Source organism: Wolbachia endosymbiont (group B) of Lycaena phlaeas, from assembly GCF_947251875.1.
Lineage (GTDB): Bacteria > Pseudomonadota > Alphaproteobacteria > Rickettsiales > Anaplasmataceae > Wolbachia.
Genome location: NZ_OX366392.1, coordinates 1,263,639 through 1,290,099, shown reverse-complemented (window position 1 = coordinate 1,290,099; position 26,461 = coordinate 1,263,639). Strand labels below are relative to the sequence as shown.

Below are 26,461 nucleotides of genomic sequence, written 5' to 3'. Positions count from 1 at the left end.
CATACCATTTCAATACAACTGAATTAGGAAATCTATTTTAGGACTTTCGGCTTATAGTTCTCATCATGTTTTGCAAACACCGTATCTGCAAGAAAGGTACCATTATCAAACATTTTACCTTGTACAACAACACCACTTTTTTCTGAAAACATTGGTGGAAGTATTCCCTGATATTTCACCATAACGCTCTTATTAAAATCTGTCATCTGAAAAATTACTTCGCTTTCGCTCCGTATCACGCTATTTTCAACAATCATTCCACCAACACGGATTGGCTTTTGATTATTTGGTAAAACTATTGCCTCACTTACTGTATAGAAAAATGAGATATTTTCTTTGAGCGTTGTTAAAATAAAAAAAACTGCACAACTTAAAAAGCAGAAAATTCCTGAAGTTATAAGTAATCGCTTATGTTTCTTCTTCATTATTATCTTTCAGGCTTTCTAGAATTTTTTTACTTTTAGTATAGCAAGAAACGGTAAAAATCAAATTTCCACCAATCAGTATGAAACTAATAAGGTAAGCAAAAATTACATATGTATTCATAATGCACTGCCAATAAATAACTCACCTGCATCAAAATAAATTAAGCTTCCATCCTTTTGCTGCAACACCAATTTACCACTTTTATCTATATCAGCAAAAATTCCTTCATACAATTTGTCAGCTAACTTTACACTGATTTGCTCATTCATTTTGAATGCTTTTTTTAACCACATTTCTCTTATAGCATAAAACCCATCAAATAGCCATTGCTTTCTTAGCTTATTAAAATTTATTATTAATTCCTTTAACAGATCCATGTTAGACACAGATTCACCGTAATTGCTAATGCACGTTGTGCCTGGAAGTGGCGCATGATTGACATTAATTCCAATTCCTATAATGAGCCAATTTGAATTGGATTTTTTTTCAACCAATATTCCGCTTATTTTCTTGCCATCGATTAGAATGTCATTTGGCCATTTATGTTGAAGATTGAGATCGTTTATGAATTGATCTCTTGTCATCCCAGTGCTTTGACACTGGGATCCAGAAGAAAAAGTATGGATTCCAGTGTCACGCACTGGAATGACACCGCAGTGGGTTTGATTATTCAAGAAATTTAACGATAATAAAGTATTTCCAACAGCAAGAGCAGTCACAAAAGTCAATTCTGTCAATTTGCTGACATCCTTTTCTTGGTTAATTATCAAACTCGCATAGAGATTACCCTCTGGAGAAATCCAGCTTTTTCCAGTGCGTCCCCTGCCTTCTGTTTGTTTATCAGCAATAATGACAGTTTCATTTGATATCCCTTTCTCAATTAAACCCAATGCTTCTTTATTAGTACTTGGAACTTCTTTGTAATGATAAATACGAAAACCTTCAAGGATCACCTTGTCAGCCCTTTAGTTTAATGAGTGAGTCAAGATCTTCTACATACAAGAAAAGAACGAGATTGATCAGTGAAGCCACTGAAGTGATAATGAATAGACTCTTAGAATAAGCAACCTTATTACCACTAGCTTTATCAAAATACATAACTTTCATGATATTTAAATAATAGTAGCATGATATCACACTCGATATTACAAGGATCAAAGACAGGCTGATAAAGCCAGAATTTATTAAACTTTTGAATATAAAAAATTTAGCGATAAAACCTGCAAGTGGAGGTATTCCCGACATCGAGAGTAATAGTATAGAAAGATGGAATGCTAAAATTGGTTGCTTTTTTCCTATACCAGATAAATTTGCAATATCACAATCATCATCGTCAATTTGTACGAGATATGAGAATAGCCCTATGCTTGTGATGATATATATCACCAGATACATTAAGGCACTATCTGTTCCTGCTTGTGTAAAAATAGAAAGTGAAGCAAATATAAAACCAATGTGACCAATTGAACTGTAAGCAAGCAGCCTTTTTAAGTTTTGCTGACGCAAAGCCCCAAAAGCTGAGATAAGCACAGACAATGCTGAAACGTATAAGAAAATAGGCTGAACATAACTTTTTACATTTACTAACTCTTCATTCATCAATCGAATTAAAAATGTTACAAGTGCAGCTTTTGGGGCCGTAGAAAAAAACGCAGTTACTATGGTAGGTGCACCTTGATAAACATCTGGAGCCCACATATGAAAAGGAACAATAGCAAGCTTGAAACACAAACCAATTAGAACAAAGACTAACCCAAAGACTATTCCATAAGTTATCTGATGGTTTTGCAAGAATGAACCGAGCTCAGAGAAATTGACTTGTCCTGTATATCCATAAAGCAGCGACATTCCATATAGCATAATGCAGGAAGATAGTGCACTGAGTGTAAAATATTTCACTCCCGCTTCACATGAATAAATCGAATCTTTATTAAAGCTCGCAAGAACATACAAAGATATACTCATCAACTCAAAAGCTAAATAAAAAGAGATCAGACTATTTGCTGAAACCAAAGTTATCATGCCAAACAGTGCAAAAAGAATCAGTATTGAAAATTCATATTTATAGTCATATTTTGATAAATTCAGCATCAAAAGTATTAAAATTCCTGTGCTGAGAATTAACCCTTGGGCTGACCTGATGTATAAATTGAGTTTTAACAACGAATTAAAGAGAAAAATTTCATTGTTTTCTGCCGAAAGAATTAAAATAATTAAAGTTACCACTGTGCAGCCAAGTGCTAATAAGTTGATAGTTCTGCGGTTAAATATAATCCCAAGCAGTAGCAACACTAACGAGGAGATAATAGAGAACATTTCCGGCAATATCTGTATATAATTCATAGCGCATTATATTTGACTAACAAATTTGCCATACATGGCTTCAAATAATTCAGTGCAAGGGTTGGGTAAAATCCAAGCAAAATAACAAACACTGCAAGCAGAATTAAGACAGAAAATTCTATGCTATCCAAACGGTTATTTAATAATTTAGAATAGCTAACCCCCCATATTATTTGCTTACATAAATTCAGCATATAAACTGCGCTTAAAATAGTGCCAAGTGCGATAAATCCTGTAAAAAACCCTATGCTCTTAAACATCCCAACCATAGCCAAAAACTCACCTGCGAACCCAGATGTTCCAGGTAGCCCTATTGAAGCCATTGAAAATAAAATGAACATAAAACCAAATTTTGGCATTGTGTTTACTATGCCAAAATATTTTGCAATCTCCAAAGTTCCAGTTCGAGTATATAGCATTCCAACACATAAAAATAAAGCAGCAGAAATAAGGCCATGACTAATCATTTGAAATATGCTACCCAGTACTCCTTCCTCACAAAATGAAAAGAGGCCAGCAGTAACGATCCCCATATGTGCTATTGAAGAATAAGCTATTAACTTCTTTATATCATCTTGAGCAAACGCAACTAGAGAAGCATATATCACCGCAATAATGCTCAGCACAACAACGAAATTTGAAAAATACAAACTTGCCTGAGGAAGCATTGGAATAGAAAACCTTAAAAATCCATATCCCCCCATTTTAATAAGCAAGCCAGCTAAAATCACAGATCCAGAAGTTGGTGATTGCACATGCGCATCAGGAAGCCAAGTGTGAAATGGAAACATAGGTACTTTTATTGCAAAAGAAATAAAAAATGTAATCCACAGCAATGACTGCACTTCAAGATCAAGGCTTGGCACTAATGTAGCTAATTTTTGTATATTAAACGTCCCAAAAGTACTATAGATATACACCAATCCAAGCAGAAATAATAATGAGCCAGTTAATGTATAAAGAAATAACTTAAACGTCGCATATATCCTTTGCTTCCCTCCCCAAATGCCAATAATAAAGAACATTGGTATTAAAACAGCTTCAAAAAACACATAAAAGCTTATAGCATTCAGTGAAACGAAAAAACCGACTACAAAACTCTCAAGCAGTAGAAATAATGCCATATAGGCTTTTAGGGTCGTATAACTCATTTTGCAGTTATAGAGTATACAAATTACAAACAAGAAAGTTGTAAGCAGAAGGAAAAGCAACGATATACCATCTATCCCTATTCCTACATTCTTGATTGGATAGCTGACAAACTGAAAGTCCGCATTGTTATAATCAAATTCTATACAAGCTACAATGCTAAGCAAAAATGGAAGTATAGCAAAAAATAGGGCAAGGAATTTTAGGTGTATAGATTGATGATTAATCCTGATCGAGGATAAAATCAACGCTCCTATCAGTGGAAGCAAGAATATACTAAGTAACAACACCTTCTATTTAATTCCAATAATATATAAAGCACCGATTATTAGAGTAACAAACATAATAAATGCATAATCAAATATATAACCAGTCTGCAACTTTATAGAACTTTTTGAACATTCATTAACCAACCTTACAACACCATTTGGCCCAAATGAATCAATAACCTTAACATCAAATTTCCATAGAAGCCTAGACATAAACCTTATCGGTGCAATGATAACAAACTCATACACCTCATCAAAGTACCATTTATTCTGCAAAAACTTAAGTAAAAATTTACTCTTAATTTGCCTAATTACTTGATATTGGTAAATTAGGTACGCAAGTGCTATTCCACTTAGGCTCGCCAAGGTTGGTAGCAATTTTATAAAGAAATTACGCACTCCATGCTCATCAATAACTACTAAACTTGATTTCCAAAACGCATTACTAGTTATGTTCAAAATATTTGCTCCCCATATTCCAGAAAATACTGATCCAAAAGCGAGTATCAGTAATGGTATAAGCATAATCTTTGGTGCCTCATGTATATTAATTTTACTTTGTTTTTGGCTGTGGAACACAAGAAGCAATAACCTCCAAGAGTAAAACGCTGTGAAGAATGCAACAACTAAGCTTATTACAAAAGCAAAGCTATCCGTGCTATAAGCATGTTCAATTATCAAATCCTTTGAGTAAAAACCTGCAAATGGAAATATTCCAGAAAGCGCAAGAGATCCAATCCACATGAGAGTATAAGTGCAAGGGATTTTCTTCCAGCAATTTCCCATTTTCTGAATGTTTTGCTCATGATGCATTGCATGAATCACATTGCCAGCACCAAGAAATAGTAGAGCTTTAAAAAAAGCGTGTGTCATTAAATGAAAAATAGCAACATTGTAAGCAGAAAGCCCACATGCCATGAACATATAACCAAGTTGACTGCAGGTTGAATAAGCAATTATTTTTTTTATATCGTTCTGAGTAATCGCAACCGTAGCTGCAAAGAAAGCAGTAAGTGCCCCAACAATAACTATTAATTCTCGTGCCACATTTGATAGCTCAAATAATGGAGAACATTTTGCTACTAAAAATATACCTGCTGTTACCATCGTTGCTGCGTGAATGAGTGCAGAAACAGGGGTTGGCCCTTCCATTGCATCTGGCAACCAAACATGTAAACCAAGCTGTGCAGATTTACCCATACAGCCAATAAAAAGTAATATGCATATTATATGAGTTACTTTGAATTCACAGCAGAATGCCCTAATGTTCTGCGTGCCAAGAAGATCAGTTGTGTCAAAAACTTCAGTAAAATTCAAAGAGTGAAATGTATAATAAATAAGAAAGGTTCCAATCAATAGTGCAAAGTCTCCTACCCTATTCACAACAAATGCTTTAATTGCTGCATTATTTGCAGAATATTTTTGGAACCAAAATCCTATGAGTAAATAAGAACATAGGCCAACCCCTTCCCAGCCAAAAAAAAGCTGCACGAAATTATCGCTTACAACCAGCACAATCATACAAAATGTGAACAGCGATAGGTAAGAAAAAAACCTCGACTTCCCCTTATCATGCTCCATATAACCGATAGAATAGAGATGCACTACCAGCGAAACGGTGGTAATAACAATCAGCATTAAGGATGAGAGAGCATCCACACTAATTGCCCAATTTACTTTTAATACACTTAATGAAAATAAAGGAAATAAACTCAAGTGATAATTTTCAGAGAAGGTGAGAAAAACATACCAAGATAAAACTGCAGATATTCCAATCCCTGCCGTTGTAACTAACTGACTTTTTCTAAAAAGTGCTGCAAATAGCGAACCAAAAAGTGGCAAAAATACTATTAATTTCAGTATATCCATCATACTTTCATTCTTTCATTAAATTTGCTTGTTCAACATCTATATTGCCACGGCTTCTATAATATACAACCAATATTGCAAGCCCAACTCCTGACTCTGCTGCTGCAACAGTCAACACAAACATCACAAAAATTTGCCCAACTATATCATTCATAAAGGCAGAAAAAGCAACTAAGTTGATATTAATTGCCAGCAATAATATTTCTATTGATAACAATATATTGATTATGCTCTTACGGTTGATGAAAATACCGCACACTCCAATAGTGAACAAAACAGCAGCAACTATCAAAAAGTGATTTAATCCTATTTCCATTCTACTCCTTTTCCAAATTTAGCCTTAATCAATTTTACAGATGAAGATTGTGTCAATTGCTTTAATACATTCTGTTTTTTAACTCCTTTTTTCTTGTCCTGCAAAGTAAGAGCAATTGCACCGACAATTGCAACAAGCAGCAGAATACCAGAAAGATGAAAAGCGTACATGTAGTCGGTATACAGCAAATTACCAATAGCTTTCACATTATTGGTATTATAGTTTATAACATTGCTTATATTCGGTGCTGAGCTGCGGATTACAAAGCTGATGACTAGAAAAAACACAACACACAACATAGCACCAAGAGTGCAATGCTTTGCAAAACCCTGGCGCAACCTTATGTAGTCAATATCGAGCATCATAACTACAAAGAGGAACAACACCGCAACCGCACCGATGTATACTATCATCACCATCATAGCAATGAACTCAGCTCCAAGGAGAATGAAAAGAACTGCAGAGTTAACGAAGGTGAAAATTAAAAATAATACTGCATGCACAGGATTTCTTACACTAATTACGCATACAGCAGATAAAATGCTGAGAATTGCAAAAAAATAAAAGAAAAAAGGCATCGATACTTTAACTGCAACAATAGTTACTAACTTAAGGTAATTGTTGCTGTAAAGTCAATACTATATTAAAGATTTGAAAATATCGTACTACAAGCTTCAACTCCTCAGTAATGCAATAAACACTCTTGACAATCTTGATTTATTAATATATAATGTATGTATATTAATAGTCAGCGGTAGCTCAAAATGTACAACATATTTGGTTACTTCAAAAGCAACAATAGTTCTAACGCACAAAATAGCAGATTAAATGGAGAAGGTTATCAATACACCACAAGAGACTATATGACAATTTACTTTAATAACACATTAGCAAGTTTCAGTAGATCATTGATAGAATTTAAAGAAAAAGCATATGGTTTTATATATGATATTGGAGCTTGGTTGAAAGCAACATATGAAAATTTCACTGAACGAGCTGAAATTCATAACTTCTATGTTCCAGAAAAACTTCCTATTAAAGCTGAGGAAATAAAGATGAAGGAACTGAATCGTAAGCCTAAGCCATTTCAAACTCCACCTATTCATCAAACAAGCAGAAGTTTTGATGCCAATATCTCAAATCAAGTTGTTGTTACTCACCATACACTTGAAGCTACCCCAACAAGATAGATCTACGCTTAAATATCTAGTACTTGAATGAGTTGAATGTTATGTTCAATAAGACCTTTACAATATTTGGATCATAGGTTTAACTTTATAAAGTTATAATCTATAGAGCTTCAATGAACGATTATCTCTCACTGTTAAATCCAGAACAGCAATTAGCTGTAACTAACATAAATGGGCCAGTTTTGATACTGGCAGGAGCCGGAACCGGAAAAACAAGAACGATTACTTCAAGAATAGCACACATAATTAGAAACGGTCACGCTTATTCTGATGAGATATTAGCAGTTACATTTACAAATAAAGCAGCAAATGAGATGGTATCAAGGGTACTTGAGCTAACGGGCACAAACATACCATGGCTTGGCACTTTCCATGCAATTGCAGCAAAAATTTTGCGCATGCACGCAGAAATTGTGGGCTTAAACCCCAATTTTACAATCATTGGTGTGGATGACCAATTACAGGTAATAAAAAATATTATCAATGAAATAAATCCTGATTACCTATCAGAAAAATATAAGACCATTATGAATATTATTCAGCAATGGAAAGAGAAGTGCTTATTGCCGTCTGAAGTGGAAGATGTTCAATCATTTAGGCCAGTTTACGTAACTGCACTTAAAGTCTATTACCAGTATCAGGAAAGGTTAAAATTCCTTAACTCTGTTGATTTTGGTGACTTATTGTTATATAACATACAACTTTTTAATAAAAAGACCGAGGTTCTGTCCTACTACCAAAACAAGTTTAAGTATGTCATGGTAGATGAGTATCAAGATACAAATGCAATACAATATCTTTGGCTAAAATACCTTGCAAAAGAGCATTCAAATATTTGCTGTGTAGGAGATGATGACCAGTCGATATACAGTTGGCGTGGTGCAGAAGTTGAAAATATTTTGAAATTTTCCGATGATTTTAAAAATGCAAAAACCGTTAAACTGGAGTGTAACTACAGGTCAACATCCCACATAATTGCAACTGCATCATATGTGATCAATCACAATAAGACTCGCTTAGAAAAAAAATTGTGGACAACAAACATTGAAGGCGAAAAGGTAAATCTAATCAAATTGTGGGACGGAAAGGCTGAAGCAAGGTTCATAAGCGAACAGATATTAAAACTCAATAAATACAGATTTAGTGATATTGCAGTGCTCGTCAGGGCTACTTTTCAAACTAGAGTTCTCGAAGAGTATTTTATAAAATATTCAATTCCCTATAAGATTATAAGTGGCGTAAAATTCTACGAACGTCAAGAAGTAAGGGATATAATTGCATATTTGAGGCTTGTTACAAATAATAATGATGATCTCGCTTTTGAAAGGATCGTAAATCGTCCAAAAAGAAGCATAGGAGCTACAACTCTAAAGAAAATATACACGACTGCTCAGGATAACAAAATTTCTTTTTTTGAGGCAGCAAAAATATTGGTTAATAGTGATCAAGTAACCGAAAGAATTAAACTCTCACTAAATGATTTTTTAAATAAAATTAAAGCTTGGGAAGAAATAGTAAGCGTAAAACCACTGCATGAATTTGTTAAAATCGTAGCAAATCAATCAGGATATATGGAAATGCTTGAGAATGAAGGAGTGACGGGTTTAGCGCGAATAGAAAATGTTAAAGAGCTCATTTCATCTTTGAAGAATTTTGACAGCACTATAACCTTCTTGGAGCATATTAGTTTGGTGATGGAAGTGGATAATATGAATAGCGATGACACTGTATATGTTATGACTCTTCATGCGGCTAAAGGGCTTGAATTCCCGTGCGTGTTTTTACCTGGTTGGGAAGAAGGATTATTTCCTCATCAAAGATCTTTTGAAGATAAAAGTGGTAAAGCTTTGGAAGAAGAGAGAAGACTTGCATATGTTGGCATAACTAGAGCAAAAGAAAGGTTGATCATTTCATGTGCAGATAGGAGGGAAATTAATAATCAGTGGCAACCAATGAGCACTTCTCGATTTATTAAAGAATTGCCAAGAGAAAATGTTGAGGTGATCAAGAATAGTGCCTACTGTTGAAGCTATAACTGCAGCTCTTACGACAAACACATCTGAATTACTTCAATTATATATTTCTCCTGGCAAAAATTCTCTGATGGTCTTAAATAAAATTTTCAGTGAATGATTATCAGACATGTTGTGTTCTGCTGATTTTATTAAGTGTACTTCAACGTCTGTTGACTTAATTTTTTCAGCTAAATTCAATGAAGTTTGATAAGGAACATCTTTATCATTAATGCTATGCAATAAGCGCACAGGACAGTTTATATCTATTGCTTCTCTGTTTAAAAGAAGGTTCTTTCTACCGTCTTCGATCAGATTTTTAGTTATTTTGTATGCACAATGCTCCGAAGTAAAATCTATTACACCTTTAGAACCTAGTTCTTCTTTTTGCTTGCCTGACAATTGCTTGAATATCAAATCTTCAGTAAAATCAGGAGCAGACGATATGCCGATTAATGCTGCAATTTTTTCTGGAAATTGAAGAGCAGTGAGCAGCATCAGCCATCCTCCCATACTTGAACCTATAATTATTTGTTTATTGCTAGTTAATTCACTTATCACTTTAGCACAATTTTTTTGCCAATCACTTATTGTATAATCAGCAAAATCACCGCTTGAATTACCATGGCCAAAATAATCAAAGAGCACAAGTGCTATATCATTTTCTTGGCAAAATTTGTAAACGGCAGTTGCTTTAGTTCCATCCATATTGGATGCAAAACCACTAAAAAAAACTATAGAAGCCTTCTTTCCTTGTAGCTTTCGATATGCTATATGGCCATTACTTCCATCGAGTAATTTACAATAATTCATACTACTTTGGCAAGGCAACCGGACTATCGCTCATCGAACGCAAATAGCTGACTAGATCTGCAATCTCTTGTGGATTGGAAATGCCTGCAAATGCCATACGTGTACCTTTTATGTAGGCTTTTGGATTTTTTAAAAAAGCAAATAACTCCTCATACTCCCATTTCCCACCTTTTTCAAGTAGTGCTTTTGAGTAATTGAATGAGCTGCCAAGATGGGCCTTTTTATTTCCAACCACGTTCCATAAGTTTGGCCCCACTTTATTCATTCCACCTTTCTCAAAACTATGACAAGCTATACATTTTTTTGCTGCTGACTTGCCTTTTTCAAAGCTAGCATTCTGCATGAGCTCTCCAATATCAAGTGCCACTTGTTCAATCTTTTGTTGAGGCTCATTGCTGGCTGCTACTATTGTTTGGTGTTCAATTTTATAATCCTCTGGGTTGTAGAGCATATCAACTACATTACTAACTATCATAATTATTAATCCAGAAAGTAAAATCGATGCTGCAATCTTATTAAGCTCCATAGTTAATTCTTATCAAGTAATGTTACTTAAATTATGCAAATATTTTCGCAAACAGTAAACAATTACCTTTATTTCACCAAAGATAGAAATTTCTATTACTTAGCTAAGTTAGGAGACTGCAATTCTATTTCTATCGGAGTAACTTGTGGTTCAATTACATAATGATCTGGAATAACATATTAAAATAGATTTCCTGCAAACTTGTCTGCAATGATTGAAACTGGAACTACTTCTATAATGTTCGTTTGCTTGACCTAAGATTCAGGAGCATTTAAACTGAATTTTATAAAGTACTAGAAATGATAGGAAATCTAAGAGGAATAGTTGATGAGGTGTGTAGCGATCACATAATCCTGAATGTGAATGATGTTGGCTACATAGTATATCTTTCAGCCAAAACTTTAAGTGCTTGTTCGATTGGAAGTAGAGTAAAATTACTTATCGACACTTATGCAAATAGCAGAGAAAACGTTACTCAGCTATATGGCTTTATAAGTAAAGAAGAACAGCAGTGTCTGCGTTTATTAGTTAAAGTGAGCGGTGTCAGCTATAAAACCGCAATGTCAATTTTGAGCAAATTAACTCCAGAGCAACTGTTTTTGGCAATTATAAATGAGGATAAACTAGCACTTAAGGTGAGTGGACTTGGCCTGAAACTCATAAATCGAATTATTACTGAGCTGAATGGCAAAGTAAGTAAATTAGAGATAAATAACAATCATTTTCACTCAATTAGTGAAGATGCTCTTTCAGCTTTGATCAATCTTGGATATGAAAGAACAAAAGCTTATGATACAATAAAAAAAATAGAAGATGAATCACCAAACTTGGACACTAAAGATATTATTCGTATGGCGCTTAAAACAATATGAAGTCAATATCATGTAGTAAGGAATACTCTGAAGATGTACGTAATTTAAATATCCGGCCTGAGCAACTTGATGATTTTGTCGGGCAAAAAGACTTAATACAAAATTTAAAAGTGTTTATAAATGCTGCACAGACGAGAGCTGAAGCTTTGGATCACGTATTGCTCTATGGTCCTCCAGGGCTTGGTAAAACAACTTTAGCACAAATTGTCTCTAAGGAGTTAAGGGTTAGCTTTCGTGCAACTTCTGGTCCATTGCTTAGTAAAGCTGGGGACTTAGCTGCAGTGCTCACTACTTTAAATGCAAAAGATGTTCTATTTATCGATGAGATTCATAGATTAAATCGTAGCATTGAGGAAGTTTTATATACTGCTATGGAAGATTTTTGCCTAGATATACTAGTAGGTGAGGGCCCATCTACCAGAACTTTAAGAATAGATTTACCACCATTTACACTGATTGGGGCAACAACACGGCTTGGACTGCTTTCTGCACCGCTGAGGGATCGTTTTGGTATTCCCCTGCATCTTGAGTTTTATTCTTTTGAGGAACTGGTTGATATTATAAAAAGAGGTGCAAGAGTTCTTTGTGCTGAAATCGAAAAGGATGCTGTGCAGGAAATTGCCTGCCGCGCCCGTGGTACTCCAAGAATTGCTTTGAGATTACTCAGAAGAATAAGAGATTTTGTTGAAGTAAAAGATGATAAAAAAATTACCTGTGAAATTGCCGGTTCTGCACTATCAAAATTGGGTATAGATAAAATGGGACTAAATAAATTAGATATGGATTATCTGAGATTTTTGTTTAACACCTCAGGACCTGTTGGAATTGACACCATATCTATTGCACTATCTGAAGATGTTGGCAATATTGAAGAAACAGTAGAACCTTATTTAATCAAGGTCAGTTTTGTAAAGCGCACACCAAGAGGACGTGTTTTAACTGATCAAGCAAGGGAATATCTCAGCATTAATTCAGTGGTATGCTAGTATTATACTATATTTTATAACATTGTATAGTATTACATTAAACATTATAATATTCTTTTATTATATGATTTGCAGGTGTTTTAGAGGCAAATAAGAAAGTCTTCTGTTATAGTGAATATGTTCTTGAAAAATTACGTAATATATGCTAGGCTGTATATAGTATGAATGTAAAAATATCAATAATTTATTGATATTTTTTAAGATTAATACTTATTAAATACTTCATATTATAAGATTGAGTTATTGTATTTTATAGACTTAAGATAAAATGGTAAAAAGCCTTCTAAACAATTATAGAAACAGTAATTCAATTAATGGAGAAAAAGCAATGAAAAATTTTTTAATCAATAACAACGAAGAGGACGGTAGCTCAATCTACATTAATCGAATCAGAGAGCAAGATCTCTCTGCAGAGCAGAAGCTCAATGAATTAAAAGGATTCATGGAGGAGCTTGCTAGGAAAGCTGAGCTCAAGAGAATAGAGCTTGAGCGTCAGGCTGCGAGTTGCATTGATGAAACATTATCTCAAGTAGAGCTACATATACAAGATAATGAGGATTACTTTACTGATGATAATCAAGGGGTATTCGCAAATTTCTTTGAATCCCTCTTTAATCTTTTTGAAGTAAATGTAGATCCGAAAGTCTACAAAATGCTCAAGGAGAAGAAAGAGAAAAATCTGCTTCTTTCGATAATTAAGTTTTTGCGTGATAAGCTTAAGGAATTAGTTAAAAAGATCTTCAAAAAAGATTTAGATTTAAGTTGGGATAAAAGGCTAGACAAAGAGATAAAAGAATTGCAGGAGAAATTACTCAGCGGTGAGTTATCTCCTGAAGAAGAAATAGCAATACTCGAACGTTTGCAAGCGTTGCAAAATTTAAAATTGAAGCTTCAAACTTTTCTCGTGGGCTCAGTCATTGCAATGTTTGCAGAAATTTTTGCAGTTGATTTAGCAGCAGTAGTAGAGCAAGATGTAACTGAGGAAAAAAGAGACAAAAAAGCAGAAAAAACAGAATCAAAAGAAGTTCGTCAAGAAATAGAAACAAAAGTGAATGAAATCACACCAATTTCCCTATTTAATTTTTCATCTCAAGTTCCAATGCCAATTGTTCTAGACAAGCAAGAACGTGCTATTTTACCAAAGCCTATAGAAAAATTAGTAGACACTCTACCTAAACCTGTTATAAGTCACAAAAATAGTGAAGTACCAAAACTGGAAAAAATGAATAAAGAAAAGAAAGAAGCAAAAGAAGAGAAAACTGAAAAACCAAAATTAGCTGTCTGTCCACCTGCTCCACACCAAAAGGAACGCAGGAGAGTTAAGCGCTTTAAATGCGATGCAAGGGGATTAGATAAAGAAGGAGCTAAATATAGACGCAATAGTAATCAGCGAGAAGCTACTAAGTCTAATGCTTCTGTTGAACTGCCAGGAGGATTAACTGATAATGTAAGAGTTGAAAACCATGTTTCTTCAGTTAGCAAAGAGAGAAGTGTGTAAAGGTTCTCTCTCTTTTTTTCATTCCAGACTGGTTTTTTATCTGGATTCCAGCATCAAGTGCTGGAATGACATGGCGGACAAGTAGCTCTCTCTCTTGTCATCCAAGTAGCTGACACTGGGATCCAGAAAACTTAATTTAAAAAGTTGTTATTCCAGCACTTCTTCTCTTGTCATCCCAGTCTGGAATCCAGGAGTATAAAAATGGTGAATAAAATTTATGTTAAAAAACTGCTTGTGCTGACAATTGATTCTTAATATACTCGTTACATAATAATTTAATTTAGAGGTTGATATGCATGGTAACAATGATTCAGGCAAAAGAGTATTTGATAATACTGCTCCAGGAGGAGGAAAGATTAATCTGAGAAATTTGAGGGGTGAAAATGTTACAATAGATGATTTTAGAGACAGGATTAAACGTGAAGAGGAAAGAAAGAAAAATCAATCTAGTGGTCAAGGTAGTAGTAAGTAATTATGTTAATTTAATTTAGGGGGTGGCGTTATGCCTAATAAAAGTGAAATAAATCGAGAATTAGTAAGAGCGTTTAATGTTATTCTTAATTATCATGAGATTATTGCTACTAATCTGGTCGTAGAAAAAGGTTCTTACAAGGATCATATAGTTATCTCATTTGATGAAAACATGGATAAAGAGCAATGCATGGACTACCTGAGTAAGTTGAAAGAAAGTATAGTAGATAAGTATTATGGAGAATATGAAATAGATGAGAGACATGATATGGCTGGATTGTCTTTTGATATGAATTCTTTTCCTTTTAAATGTGATAAAAAGCTTCTAAAAAAAGATAAAGAAAAATATAAATTTTCAATACCAATAGATAATAAGGTGGTTTTTAATTTAAAATGTTCGCTAGCCAATTATTGTGTATATAGTAAAAAGAACTATTTAGTAGAAAAAGATCCAGATTCTATGGACAAGTATTGGGGGGAGGAGTTAGAAGTTAAGGATAGAAAAAATTACCTATATGCTATACGTTTTGATTCCAATGGTAGAGAATTACAAGACAGGTTTAAAGGTTTATTGTTATCAAAGATAAGAGAGTATAGGAAGTCTCCTGAGGAAGCTTTAGAAATTAAGGGTAATGAGATATATATAAAGTCAAACGTTTTTGATGAGATTGAGTTCATTAACAATATTGTAAAAGAAACCTCAATGATTGAGTATCGTGCTTTTGAAGTTTCAAATATTGATGATCCACTTTCTGTAGACAGAAAATTTTTGCCAGTTGATTTATTTTGCAAAGCAGGCACGTCAGTTAATAATATAATGCGTGTCCCTTGCTCTGATAAAAGACGCCCTGACTATCTGAAAAAAGGAGAAAAGTCGATTTTAATCCCTGTTTTTAAGTGTAGTAATGATCATCTTATACTTTTAAAAAGAGAAGAGGCTGAGCATCTTAATAAGATATTTGGCATGGATGTATTAAATAATATGGAAGATTGTGTTGACGAGATTGTGCTATTAAAGCTAGGGCTTAGTGTTAAAGGAATATATGCAATAGATTGTGCTAACCCAGACATTACTTACTGTGTGATGAATAAAGTCATAGAAAGCTCTGTAATCAATGAGGATTATAAACTGTCCATTGATCCTGCGCGTGTGCCAGCTATGAAACCACAAACTCTTGCCCCTTCTGAAGAAAAAGTAGGGACGGATGGACCAAGTGCAGATACAAGTGCAGATAGTGGTTTTGGTGATTCACCTAAGAATTCAGTTATAGGTAAATCACATGCTAAAAACTCAAGCAAATTCCTTAGGCCCGACTACTATGGTGAAGGTAAAGGTGGGGATGATGCTTCGGCTAAAGATAGTGGCTTTGTCCCTTCTTCAGCACGATCTTCTTTTAATAAGCCCAAAACAACATTTAACCAACCTTCTATATCACAGCCTGACCAATGTTCTGCAAAAAAGCAGACATCAACTAGTAAAAAATCATCTTGCTGTATTTTATAGCTAAAGGAAATTAGGCTATTCAAAGATGAATTGTGAATGAAAGTTTATTTGCCAAGGTAGAGCTGCCTTGGCCTACAAATCTTGGTTTCTTTATCGTTTACCATTTCATACCACTGGGCAACCCAACCAGTGGTTCTTGCAAGTGCAAAAATGGGTGTAAACATACTTGAAGGGATACCGATAGCATTCATTATTATACCTGAATAAAAATCAACATTTGGATACAACTTACGTGTAATAAAATACTCATCCTTTAAAGCTATTTCTTCAAGTTTTTTTGCAATTTCAAGTAATTCATTGTTTTGCTCTAGTTTGCTTAAAATCTCATGACAAGCATCCTTTAATATAAGCGCGCGCGGATCATAGTTTTTATAAACACGATGTCCAAATCCCATTAGCTTAAATGGATCTTTATCATCTTTAGCTTTCTCAATGAATCTATCTACATCTCCACTTTGCTCTATCTCTTTTAGCATATTTATAACTGCCTCATTAGCTCCACCGTGTGCTGGACCCCAAAGTGTAGCAACTCCTGCAGACAGGCTTGCAAATAGATTAGAACCAGCTGACCCTACCAATCTGACAGCTGCTGTAGAAGCATTCTGTTCATGATCAGCATGGAGAGTAAATATTTTATCCAGAGCTTTTACAAAAAGGGTATTATTAACAGCACTGCCAAATATCATATTTAAGAAATTCTCACTATAACTTAATTTATTATTAGCATTTGTGAATTCCTGATTGTTGATATGTCTATAAATCATTGCAACAATTGCAGGAACTTGTGCTATTGCAGAAATTCCAAAATCTAAATCTTCACCATTGACATTGTTGCCATGTGTTTCATGGTAAGATGCTGACAAATTTGCAAAACATGCAACTAAAATCGACATAGGGTGAGCAGTTTTTGGAAATGCTTTGATTACATTTGTAACTTGCTCTGATACTTTGGATGATTCTTGTATTTTGAGAAGAAATTTTTTGTGTTGCTCTGAACTGGGTAGTTCACCATAGAGCAATAAATAAATCACAGCAGTAAAACTATTATTCTCTGCCAAATCAGCTATATCATGTCCCCTATACTTAAGAACTCCTTCATCTCCATCAATGAATGTAATTGTGGAAGAGCATGAAGCTGTGGAAACAAACCCCGGATCATAAGTGAATAATCCTGTCGTCTTATATAAATCCTTAATATTTAACACGTCAGGACCTACTGTTCCACTTAATACGGGCAGATCAATTTTTGACCCATTACTTAGTTCCAATAATGCTTTTTTATCCATCACTTGAGCTACTTAATTTTATACAGAATATACAAACTGAAAAGTATATATTAATACAGTTAACTTTACATTAACCGTATTAAGCGGTCATCAATGCTTTTACTTTTGCATTTAAGCGACTTATTTTACGTGCAGCAGTATTCCTATGAATGACACCTTTATTTACACATTTGTGTAAATTGGATTCAGCATTCCGAAATGCCAAGACAACATTCTCTTTGTCACCAGACTTGATTATATCAACTAATCTTCTAATAGCAGTACGAGTTTTGCTTTTTCGCATCTTATTTACTAAAGTACGCTTTGCTATTACCTTCATCATTTTTTTAGCACTCTTATGATTTGCCATATATTAATACCTGTACTTTTCTTTTAATTATAAAGTTTTTTTGTTAATTTGCAATATCAGTTTTTTCTGCAATTAATCTACTACTTCTTTCTTCAATGATTTTTTCTAAACTTTGCAAGAATTCATTTTTGTTTAACCCAGGATATATGGGAGGTAATATTTCTATTACCGCCTTTCCGGGATTCTTTCTCAGAGAAAGTATGCTTTTTGGCCAAAACAAACCAGTGTTTAAAGCAATCGGTAACACAGGAACAGATAATACGCTATATAAAGCAGCAATACCCGATTGATATTTTATATTTTGGTTTATAGTCGTTCTTGTGCCTTCAGGAAATATTATTATGCTTCTATTTTCTTTTATATGCATTTTTGCTAGTTTAATTATATGGCGTATAGAACTGATACCATCTGAACGGTTAATAAAAATCATTTTCAGCGCTATAAGATGTAAACCAATGAATGGAATCCATTTCAATTCACGTTTTAAAATAAAAACTGCTTTTCTAAAGAGTAGTATAAAAATAAATGTTTCAAATGGAGATTGGTGTTTAGATGCAATTATAAAAGGTTGCTTAGGAATGTTTTCCATTCCCCTCACTTCATATTTAATGCCACATAATAAACGCAACATGAATAATACAACTCTCACCGAGCAAACAAGGAAAATGGTTATTACACACTCAGGAAAGAAAATTACAGGGAGAGTAATTAAAGTATAGAATACTTCCCATAATATAAGGAGTAAATTAAACAATAAACTTGCAATCACAAACACACGTAAACTTATTTGAATTTAACTTTACTACAAAACTAAAAGCAATAAGTTTAATTATTGATCATCTGAGTAATAGGATGAGAATCAGCTAATTTGTCCTTTAACTTTTCATTAGCAATATGAGTATATATTTGTGTTGTAGGAAGATTAGTATGGCCAAGAATTTTTTGTATCAGCACAATATTTGCTCCGCTATTCAGTAGATGGGTAGCAAGAGAATGCCTAATCACATGTGGAGAGATTTTATTTTCATCAATATCGCACTTTCTTGCTAATTCCTTTATTAATTGACCAACTCTTTGCCTTGTAATGGGTTTATTAGGTTTATCACCTGGGAATAGCCAATCAGATTTTTTGTTGTTAGGAAGCAGATTGTCACGAATTGATAAATAATTTTTAAGACTTTGCAATGCTTGCTCATTAAAAAGGATTTGCCTTTCTCTGCTACTTTTTCCCTTTATTATTATATAGCCTTCTTTACCATTACCGTTTACTAAATGTAATACTTCACATAACTTCATATTAATTAGTTCAGAAACACGCATCCCGGAAGAGTAAAGAATATCTAAAATTGCACATAGCCTTTTACTGCTTATCTCTTTATTCGATCCGCTTGCTGATTTTTTTACTGTTTCCATGAGCAAAAATATTTCTTGAACACTTAAATACTTAGGCAAAGGACGGGAAACCTTTGGATTTCTTAATTCATTATCATTAGCCGGTGCTGGATTAAAATCTATTATTCCATCATTAAATAGGCACTTATAGAAATTTTTGATAGCAGATATTTTTCTTGATATAGAACTAGTTTTATATTTCTTTTGTGTACGTAAAAAGTTTACATAATCTTTAATATTAGCTTTACTTGCACCAACTAAGGTAGTGCCTCCTTCTAATAAAAATTTTTCAAGTTGGTGTAAATCTGAACGATAACTTTCCAAAGTATTTTGTGTAGAGGATTTTTCAGAAACCAAAGCATCTATGTAATACGTGATGTAAAGATTCTCTTTTTTATTTTGTGGTTGTTTATTTTTCATTATCAGCTCCTATATTTATTTCTTTGACTATAATTTGATTGAAAGTATTTTTTGTGTTTTTTATAAGAAAATATGAGATAAACAAAGCATTTATCAATAAAGTAAGTACTACAAACCTTTGTTTTAACCTTTTTTTTAAATTTGATCTTATTTTTACCATATTTCAATTATCACATTGAGTCTATAAAAAACATCCTGTAAAGTAAGTTTTACTATCGTATAAAATTTCCCTTAGCTATGTCTGTTTATTCTTATTATATCATAGTATTTATTATAATTTTAACATAAAGAAATAGTGATTTCAACTTCATTATTGTATGGGTATTAATAAATTTTTAATATATGTAATAAATACCTTACAAAAAAAGGAATCAATTTGCACTTTTTTTTAATAAAGTGTTAATAAAAGGAATGGTTACATTTGATCCTATAGATTCATTATCTATTTTTTCTATAACTTTATTAATGCTGTGGAAAGAACGTTCTATTCTTGCTAGAATATAATCAATTACCTTTAGATCAATTTTTAACTGTTTATCTGAAAATTGTTTTATTAGCATAATTCTTAATAATTCTTCGCTTGCAGGTAAAATTTTTACGCTGATAGTTGATAATATTCGCGAGCTTAAATCTTTTAGTTTGAAGTTAAGCTTTTTCGGTAAAATCGAAGAAGTAATTAGCAGTCTCTTATCATTTTCTTTCATGTAATTATAACAATGTAACAACATTTCCTCATCTTTAATGTTTTGTACATCTTCTAAAATAAACGCATCGCTGTACCTCATTTCGCTTACAAAATTATTTACATCAATGAAAATAGCATCGTTTTTTGATTGCCAGATATGAGCAAGGTGAGTTTTCCCAGAGCTGTTAGGTCCAAAAAGAATCAGGCATTTCCAAGATAAATCATTAACTATTGAGTTATATACGTGCTTATTTTCATCTAAGGTGATATAATTTTGCCAACAATAATCAACTTGATTATTGTTAAATAAATTTAATTGCACGTAAAGCCTCTTACATTACTACTTTTTGATAATAATTTTTGCATAAAAATTTACTTGGTCAGGTAAGGAAGCAGTATTACTACTACCCCCTCCCTTAGAAACGCAGCATGCAGGTTTCCCCACACTACGCTTGAGCCCCTTATCTAAGTTCTTCTTTTCTAGAACCGGCTTGTCCTTCATGATTCCTCAGGAAACATCATTCTTAATGGTGACACCAACAGTAGAGAACCTTCTCTTGAAAAGGAGCTTGCTAACATTCTTGTTCGTTTCACTCTCTCATCAAAATACTTTTTCCATTTTAAGTCAAGGGGATTTGCATCCGCTCTGATTTTAACATGTCGTCTGATAGGTATATCAATCAGCTTAAGCAGTCTTAAATACCGTATCTCTTTTGGTTTGTTCTTGCATATGGGTGCAGCAAAAACCCATTGGCGTTGACCCATTACTTTGAAGTAACGATTCTTTATCCAACGTAATCCTTTACGAGGATGTCTTTTCTTTGCCCATTTCCATAAACTATGCCAAATTTCATTGTCGATCTTTCTAAACGCTTTTTTAGCACACACATGGTGATAGTAATTTCCCCATCCTCTCAGTAGAGAGTTGAGTGACTTAATTACTATAGCCTGAGTGTTCGCTATATTTGCTTTTATCAATGTACGTGCTTTATTAAGAAGTCTTTTAATACTTTCTTTCGAAGGTTTAATAATTAACTTCTTATTATATCTACGTACATTACAACCAAGAAAGTCAAACCCTGTTGTAATAGATGTAATCTTTGTCTTCTCTTCTGACAGAATTAAACCTCGCTCATGAAGAAAAGATGATACTAAAGGCTTAACTTCCTTTTCCAGTACTTCATGTGTGAAACCTGAAATAATAAAGTCGTCTGCGTACCTGATTACATTCACTCCACTTCTGATTTTTCCTCTTCTTTTGCTACCTAATTTACCAAAGCGACTTTCTAATAACTGTTCAAGACCATCTAAGGTAAAGTTAGCTAGTATTGGAGAAATTATACTTCCTTGCGGAGTGCCAGCAGTTGTGGGATACAGAGTTTTCGATTCTAGGAAACCAGCTTTTAACCATCTATGAAGAATTTTCTTTTCCATAGGAATATGCTTCATAAGCCATTCATGGTTAATGTTGTCAAAGCACCCTTTGATATCACCTTCTAGTATCCATTGTGGTCGATTGCGTCTTGCCAGTAATAAGTGACAAGCAGCAATAGCATCCGCGCAGGATCTTTTAGGTCTAAAGCCATAGGAGTGACGATCACTGATCGTTTCAGCTATCGGTTCCAGAGCAAACAGATATAATGCTTGCATCGCTCTATCTTTTATCGTGGGTATACCGAGAGGCCTTCTTTTGCCATTAGATTTACTGATATAAATTCGTTTGAGCGGAGAAGGTTTATATCCTCTTTGTTTTAACAGCTTTATTCCTTGAAATTTAGCATTGCAAGTTGACCATAGTTGACGATCTACACCTGCTGTGGTTTTTCCTTGGTTTTCAGTTACTCTCTTAACAGCCAAAGCTTTTCCGCTAAAAGAGCGTGTGAGAAGATGTTGTAAAGCTTTTACCTTACCCCATCTTCCTTCTTGGACAGCCTTAACAATACGTCTTTGTAGCCTCACAATAACTTTCTGGCATTTCTTCCATGGCAATTGCTTCCATGCTTCAAAGCTTTCGGTAGATGAACTTACAGGTTTACTTGTAATCATCTGCTTTCCTACCTTAAGTGGTTAACAAAGTTTCTTGTCACGAGGGACCAAATGGAAGTCTGCTCGTTTTCACGCGAATTAATGTTACAAATTCTATCCATTTCGTTACAAAATGGCATTCGCTTTCTCCATTCTCCTTTACCTGCACTTCCATCAGCATTCCTTGCGGTTTGCTTGCCATGTAGGCGAAAGTACAGGCTTACCCTGTTTCTCCAGTCATACAACAGTGGGTTAGGTGGCTTCTCTATACCGGTGGAGTTATTATTTGCGTACATCCAGAAATGAAGAATGTAACTTATCCACATTACCTTTTGGTCAGAGCTTATCAGCATCTTTAGCTCTTTCGTAATTACGATACTTATGAAACTTCACTTACGTTCACCATACCACTAAGCCTAGCCCTCCAACCACATGATGCTTGCAGTTTATGCCCCTCTCACGATTGAGCATCTTCTTTTTCAAGAGGAGGTTCATTGTCCGCATCGCTTGGCACCAACCGGTTGCCCGATTCGCACTGATGCGTAGACTCAGACGGCAAAACATCTGGTTTAATAAGTTTTAGAATCCTTTCAGTTTCTTTCTGAATGAATTCCTCTCCTTTTAAACAATATGACCGAAGACTTTCAGGTCGCACCATCTCTCAAATGTATCAGAGATCCTTTTTTTATCGTGAACTAATTAGCCATTTTTATAAAGCTCACTTTCAAAATATTTATTGACTGCATATTCTACTAATACACTGAACATTGCTATTATTGGAATAAAAAATAATATACCTATAAACCCAAAATATGAGGTGCATATGACAACTCCTAAAATAATGATAGTTGGATGTATATGAACTTTTTTTCCTATTAATAAAGGCACTAATATGCTTGAATCTATTAATTGACCAACACTAAATAATAGCAAGACAGCAGCACTTTCAAACCATCCACTAAATTGAGTAATGGCGCTCAAAAATCCGATAATAGTGTATAATAATGGCCCTATATAGGGTATAAATGTTAATATTCCTGATAAAATTCCAATAGCTACAGAATGCTTCAGCCCAATTATGCTAAGGCCCACGGAGTAAAAGATCATCATGATTATACATACGTTTAACTGTCCCCTTAGGTAATTAGATATAATGAAATCTACTTTGGAAAAATAACCTGCAGCTTTTTCTCTGTAAAGAATGGGAATTAGTTTATTAGCCTTTTCTACAATTGCAGGCCAATCACGTAATACATAAAAAAACACCACAAGCGTAATAGCTATTAATGATACCATGTAAATCAAATTAAAGCTTGAATTTAGCACTTGAATTATAAGATTACTGCCCATGCTAAGAGCATTTATAAAATAAGATATATAATCACTGTAATTTTCTACTAGATTTTTAGACAAATGATCAAATAAACTATCTTCAGTTTTTATATTAAGAAATTCTAGCACAGAAGGAATCACTTTAAGCTTTAATGAAGGTATCTTATTTACTAAGAAATTTAATATTAAAGTAATTTGAAAATATATAATAGGTAAAACAAATGTAATAACTAATATAAAAGCTATCAATAAGGCAAGTGTTATAAAAACTACAGAACATGAACGCGGTATTCTATATTTTTCAAACTTGGTTACTAGCGGGTTAAATAGATGTGCAACAAAAACAGATATTAGACACGGAACAATCATAGGACGCATCAAAAATAATGCCCCTATTATGAAAAGCAGTACACAACAAATAGTTATATGACGTTTTTGCATGTGTTTAGAATAGTTAATTTACCGAAAAATATAAAGTTTTTTGTAAGTACTATCTATTCATTATTTTATTAGGCATGAGATCAGCCAAATTTTCACTCAATTGCCAACTAGATAAAACTCCGTTATGCGGGTTATCTGTAAAGCCTCTCAGATTAACGATCTTAATCGAATTTCTATTTAACAATAGATCATCTACTGCCTTTGCCAATTGTGCAGGATATGGTATTAAGGTGTCTCTTTCATGATTAATGACTACTATTGGTATATTATCATTTTGTAGCTTTTGTATATTGCTTACTATATCAAAATCTAAATTTAGGACCTTAAGCATCTTTTTCAATAAGCATGAGGGCAGTACACTTAAAATTTTTGCTTGAGGAATTGGAAAATGCTTTATTGCATTATGAAAAGAGCTGAAAGTGCTAGTAAAAATAACGCCTCCAAGTTTAATATTTTTGTCTGTAAAATATTTTAATACTTCTGATGCAACTGCTCCCCCAAAAGAATGGCCGAAAAGTATTATATTTTCCGATTTCACACCCTTCTCCATTAATTCATTGATTTTTTCTATTGAAGACTTAGATAAGCTTTGATTCTTATTTATAAATGGAATCATGAGTGGTGGTACAGATAAAAAGGTACAAGTTAAAGCTGCTAAGATGGCTAAACTTGCTGTACTAGATGTCATTGGATTAGTAAGTAATATTAAAGTTGGTAATAGTATTGATGTTCCTAAAAACAAGAAACTAGCTATTGCGTAAGTTATATAGTTTTGAAATGCAATTGGGTATTTATGTGCATGAGTGTGAAAATTAGACCTATGGAGATATGTAGATCTATCTTGTATATACCTGGCCGCATTCTTATAATTATCACCTATTCCATGAAAAAATATAAGATGTATCTCATTTTCTTTATTATACTTAGCAACGTGTATTATTTTCCTCTAGCATATATTACACCTAGTAAAAGAATATTCTTTTTTGAGAATTGGATCAACTTTTTTAAAATGCTAGATAACTTGTATTAACACCGAAAATGGTAAGCATGTACACTAACAGACTTGAGGAATACAAGATAGCAGCATTAATAGTTGCAGCAGGAGTAGGCAGTAGATGCAATGCCAAAATCCCTAAACAGTATATAAAATTGGCAGGTAAGTCTGTTTTATTTCACACAATTAGGAAATTCTTAGCTAATCAGTACATAAGTTACATAAGAGTGGTAGTGAATGAAAGTCAAAAAGATTTCTATAAAGAAGTTACGTCATCAACTATAGATACTAAATTGCTGAGTCCAGTATGTGGAGGAAAAAGCAGGCAGAGTTCAGTTAAACTTGGACTGGAGAGTTTGCAAAAGATCAATCCAGATTTTGTTATTATACATGACGCTTGTAGGCCTTTTGTATCAAATATTCTAATAAACAACTTGATTGAATCTATGATTAATGGTCAATATACAGGAGTAGTTCCAGCAATAGAAGTCGAGGATACTATATCGTTGGTGAGTAATAATTTCATTGAATCTACGATTTCAAGAGAAAAACTTAGAGCCATGCAAACTCCTCAAATTTTTAATTTCAGAGAATTATTATCGTGCCATCAATCAGTCAAAGAATTTACTGATGATTCATCACTAATGGTAGAGCATAAAAAACATGTTGCGATTATTGAAGGTGAGAAAAAGAATTTTAAGTTAACTACAAAAGAGGATATCAATATGGCAAAACTTCTCTTTGGAGAGCCAAAATTCCGTGTCGGAACCGGTTATGATATACATAAATTTGTTAAAATTCAAAATGATGCTAAGAGCTTTATAAAAATTTGCGGTGTGGAAATTGAGCATAATATGGCAATAGAGGCACATTCCGATGGTGATGTTGCAATACATGCAATCGTTGATGCAATACTCGGAGCACTAGGATGTGGCGATATAGGAGAACATTTTCCTCCTAATTCCTCTAAATGGAAGGATTGCAATTCATCTCATTTTCTTGACTTTGCTGCTAAAAAAGCACAGGAAAAAGGATATAGCGTGTCTAATTTAGATATTACTATAGTTTGTGAAGAGCCTAAAATATCGCCTTACAAAGCAGGAATGAAGGAATTCATATCAAAAATATTAGAAATTAATGGTGAATTCGTAAATATCAAAGCAACCACAGCGGAAAAATTAGGTTCTATTGGAAGAAATGAGGGAATAGCAACGTATGCTTCTGTGCTATTGCGTGCAAATTTTTATTGAAGGTAGAAACGAAATAACTTACTTGACAAACTCCACCATTTCA

The 26,461-nt window shown here is 33.7% G+C and carries 28 protein-coding genes; 8 read left to right on the top strand and 20 right to left on the bottom strand.

Annotated elements, in window-relative coordinates:
- Positions 1 to 32: 32 nt before the first annotated feature.
- From ccmE to OPR37_RS06050, 8 genes are read right to left on the bottom strand one after another with little or no spacing between them, the layout of a single operon-like run.
- Positions 33 to 425 carry a cytochrome c maturation protein CcmE gene (gene ccmE, locus OPR37_RS06085; RefSeq protein WP_012481969.1) on the bottom strand — a complete coding sequence of 131 codons (393 nt, stop codon included), beginning with the start codon at positions 423 to 425 and terminating at the stop codon, positions 33 to 35.
- Entirely contained in the window at positions 409 to 546 is a 138-nt protein-coding gene (locus tag OPR37_RS06080; protein WP_007302385.1) for a CcmD-like small membrane protein, read from the bottom strand. The genes ccmE and OPR37_RS06080 overlap by 17 nt, the downstream gene beginning before the upstream one ends.
- Positions 543 to 1,379, bottom strand: a complete 837-nt coding sequence (locus tag OPR37_RS06075) for a biotin--[acetyl-CoA-carboxylase] ligase (protein ID WP_007302384.1) — start codon at positions 1,377 to 1,379, stop codon at positions 543 to 545. The genes OPR37_RS06080 and OPR37_RS06075 overlap by 4 nt, the downstream gene beginning before the upstream one ends.
- Before the next feature lie 4 nt (positions 1,380 to 1,383).
- Positions 1,384 to 2,769, bottom strand: a complete 1,386-nt coding sequence (locus tag OPR37_RS06070; protein WP_012481968.1) for an NADH-quinone oxidoreductase subunit N — start codon at positions 2,767 to 2,769, stop codon at positions 1,384 to 1,386.
- A complete protein-coding gene (locus OPR37_RS06065) occupies positions 2,766 to 4,208 on the bottom strand; it encodes a complex I subunit 4 family protein (RefSeq protein WP_012481967.1) in 1,443 nt (480 codons plus the stop codon). The genes OPR37_RS06070 and OPR37_RS06065 overlap by 4 nt, the downstream gene beginning before the upstream one ends.
- A gap of 3 nt (positions 4,209 to 4,211) precedes the next feature.
- The gene (nuoL, locus tag OPR37_RS06060; RefSeq protein WP_012481966.1) at positions 4,212 to 6,059 is read right to left on the bottom strand and encodes an NADH-quinone oxidoreductase subunit L; all 1,848 of its coding nucleotides are present in this window, start codon (positions 6,057 to 6,059) and stop codon (positions 4,212 to 4,214) included.
- 4 nt (positions 6,060 to 6,063) lie between these two features.
- Positions 6,064 to 6,372, bottom strand: coding sequence for an NADH-quinone oxidoreductase subunit NuoK (gene nuoK, locus OPR37_RS06055; protein ID WP_006012916.1), 309 nt, complete (start codon positions 6,370 to 6,372; stop codon positions 6,064 to 6,066).
- Positions 6,363 to 6,950 carry an NADH-quinone oxidoreductase subunit J gene (locus OPR37_RS06050; protein ID WP_006279581.1) on the bottom strand — a complete coding sequence of 196 codons (588 nt, stop codon included), beginning with the start codon at positions 6,948 to 6,950 and terminating at the stop codon, positions 6,363 to 6,365. Before OPR37_RS06050 ends, nuoK begins: the two co-directional genes overlap by 10 nt.
- A 186-nt stretch (positions 6,951 to 7,136) precedes the next feature.
- Here OPR37_RS06050 and OPR37_RS06045 point away from each other — a divergent pair, with 186 nt between their 5' ends.
- Both OPR37_RS06045 and OPR37_RS06040 read left to right on the top strand, forming a co-directional pair.
- Entirely contained in the window at positions 7,137 to 7,562 is a 426-nt protein-coding gene (locus OPR37_RS06045; RefSeq protein ID WP_052265004.1) for a WD_0964 family protein, read from the top strand.
- Positions 7,563 to 7,675: 113 nt separating this feature from the next.
- A complete protein-coding gene (locus OPR37_RS06040) occupies positions 7,676 to 9,589 on the top strand; it encodes an ATP-dependent helicase (protein ID WP_007302378.1) in 1,914 nt (637 codons plus the stop codon).
- A gap of 42 nt (positions 9,590 to 9,631) precedes the next feature.
- Here the strand turns inward: OPR37_RS06040 and OPR37_RS06035 are convergent, their stop codons facing one another.
- Both OPR37_RS06035 and OPR37_RS06030 read right to left on the bottom strand, forming a co-directional pair.
- Complete coding sequence (locus OPR37_RS06035) at positions 9,632 to 10,387, bottom strand: alpha/beta hydrolase (RefSeq protein ID WP_007302377.1); 756 nt, start codon at positions 10,385 to 10,387, stop codon at positions 9,632 to 9,634.
- 1 nt (position 10,388) lies between these two features.
- A complete protein-coding gene (locus tag OPR37_RS06030; protein ID WP_007302376.1) occupies positions 10,389 to 10,913 on the bottom strand; it encodes a c-type cytochrome in 525 nt (174 codons plus the stop codon).
- 299 nt (positions 10,914 to 11,212) lie between these two features.
- Here OPR37_RS06030 and ruvA point away from each other — a divergent pair, with 299 nt between their 5' ends.
- The 5 genes from ruvA (at position 11,213) to OPR37_RS06005 (ending at position 16,244) form a co-directional block, all read left to right on the top strand.
- Entirely contained in the window at positions 11,213 to 11,785 is a 573-nt protein-coding gene (gene ruvA, locus OPR37_RS06025) for a Holliday junction branch migration protein RuvA (RefSeq protein WP_007302375.1), read from the top strand.
- Positions 11,782 to 12,771 (top strand): Holliday junction branch migration DNA helicase RuvB, encoded by a 990-nt coding sequence (gene ruvB / locus OPR37_RS06020; RefSeq protein ID WP_007302374.1) that lies wholly within the window; start codon positions 11,782 to 11,784, stop codon positions 12,769 to 12,771. Before ruvA ends, ruvB begins: the two co-directional genes overlap by 4 nt.
- A 268-nt stretch (positions 12,772 to 13,039) precedes the next feature.
- Positions 13,040 to 14,269 carry a hypothetical protein gene (locus tag OPR37_RS06015; protein WP_019236821.1) on the top strand — a complete coding sequence of 410 codons (1,230 nt, stop codon included), beginning with the start codon at positions 13,040 to 13,042 and terminating at the stop codon, positions 14,267 to 14,269.
- A gap of 292 nt (positions 14,270 to 14,561) precedes the next feature.
- On the top strand, positions 14,562 to 14,741 hold the full coding sequence (locus OPR37_RS06010; RefSeq protein WP_019236822.1) for a hypothetical protein: 180 nt from the start codon (positions 14,562 to 14,564) through the stop codon (positions 14,739 to 14,741).
- Positions 14,742 to 14,771: 30 nt separating this feature from the next.
- Complete coding sequence (locus OPR37_RS06005) at positions 14,772 to 16,244, top strand: hypothetical protein (RefSeq protein WP_265016849.1); 1,473 nt, start codon at positions 14,772 to 14,774, stop codon at positions 16,242 to 16,244.
- Between the two features lie 44 nt (positions 16,245 to 16,288).
- On the opposite strand, the gene OPR37_RS06000 is transcribed toward OPR37_RS06005, so the two are convergent.
- The 10 genes from OPR37_RS06000 to OPR37_RS06350 all read right to left on the bottom strand — a co-directional run bounded on the left by OPR37_RS06000 (position 16,289) and on the right by OPR37_RS06350 (position 25,111).
- Complete coding sequence (locus OPR37_RS06000) at positions 16,289 to 17,530, bottom strand: citrate synthase (protein ID WP_007302370.1); 1,242 nt, start codon at positions 17,528 to 17,530, stop codon at positions 16,289 to 16,291.
- 79 nt (positions 17,531 to 17,609) lie between these two features.
- Positions 17,610 to 17,879: a 30S ribosomal protein S20 gene (gene rpsT, locus OPR37_RS05995; RefSeq protein WP_007302369.1), complete on the bottom strand. Its 270-nt coding sequence runs from the start codon at positions 17,877 to 17,879 to the stop codon at positions 17,610 to 17,612.
- 43 nt (positions 17,880 to 17,922) lie between these two features.
- Entirely contained in the window at positions 17,923 to 18,648 is a 726-nt protein-coding gene (locus tag OPR37_RS05990; RefSeq protein ID WP_012481964.1) for a lysophospholipid acyltransferase family protein, read from the bottom strand.
- 56 nt (positions 18,649 to 18,704) lie between these two features.
- Positions 18,705 to 19,691 carry a site-specific tyrosine recombinase gene (locus OPR37_RS05985; RefSeq protein ID WP_265016848.1) on the bottom strand — a complete coding sequence of 329 codons (987 nt, stop codon included), beginning with the start codon at positions 19,689 to 19,691 and terminating at the stop codon, positions 18,705 to 18,707.
- A 371-nt stretch (positions 19,692 to 20,062) separates the two neighbouring features.
- Complete coding sequence (locus tag OPR37_RS05980) at positions 20,063 to 20,698, bottom strand: HdaA/DnaA family protein (RefSeq protein WP_007302365.1); 636 nt, start codon at positions 20,696 to 20,698, stop codon at positions 20,063 to 20,065.
- Positions 20,699 to 20,716: 18 nt separating this feature from the next.
- Positions 20,717 to 20,878 carry a hypothetical protein gene (locus OPR37_RS05975; protein ID WP_012481963.1) on the bottom strand — a complete coding sequence of 54 codons (162 nt, stop codon included), beginning with the start codon at positions 20,876 to 20,878 and terminating at the stop codon, positions 20,717 to 20,719.
- The gene (ltrA, locus tag OPR37_RS05970) at positions 20,875 to 22,422 is read right to left on the bottom strand and encodes a group II intron reverse transcriptase/maturase (RefSeq protein WP_096097167.1); all 1,548 of its coding nucleotides are present in this window, start codon (positions 22,420 to 22,422) and stop codon (positions 20,875 to 20,877) included. The genes OPR37_RS05975 and ltrA overlap by 4 nt, the downstream gene beginning before the upstream one ends.
- A gap of 8 nt (positions 22,423 to 22,430) precedes the next feature.
- Positions 22,431 to 22,754 (bottom strand): hypothetical protein, encoded by a 324-nt coding sequence (locus OPR37_RS05965; protein ID WP_264684889.1) that lies wholly within the window; start codon positions 22,752 to 22,754, stop codon positions 22,431 to 22,433.
- 346 nt (positions 22,755 to 23,100) lie between these two features.
- A complete protein-coding gene (locus OPR37_RS05960; protein ID WP_213863752.1) occupies positions 23,101 to 24,174 on the bottom strand; it encodes an AI-2E family transporter in 1,074 nt (357 codons plus the stop codon).
- Between the two features lie 49 nt (positions 24,175 to 24,223).
- Positions 24,224 to 25,111, bottom strand: a complete 888-nt coding sequence (locus OPR37_RS06350; protein WP_418089957.1) for an alpha/beta hydrolase family protein — start codon at positions 25,109 to 25,111, stop codon at positions 24,224 to 24,226.
- A 101-nt stretch (positions 25,112 to 25,212) separates the two neighbouring features.
- On the opposite strand from OPR37_RS06350, the gene ispD reads away from it, so the two are divergent.
- Complete coding sequence (gene ispD / locus OPR37_RS05945; protein ID WP_264376683.1) at positions 25,213 to 26,418, top strand: 2-C-methyl-D-erythritol 4-phosphate cytidylyltransferase; 1,206 nt, start codon at positions 25,213 to 25,215, stop codon at positions 26,416 to 26,418.
- Positions 26,419 to 26,461: the final 43 nt, after the last annotated feature.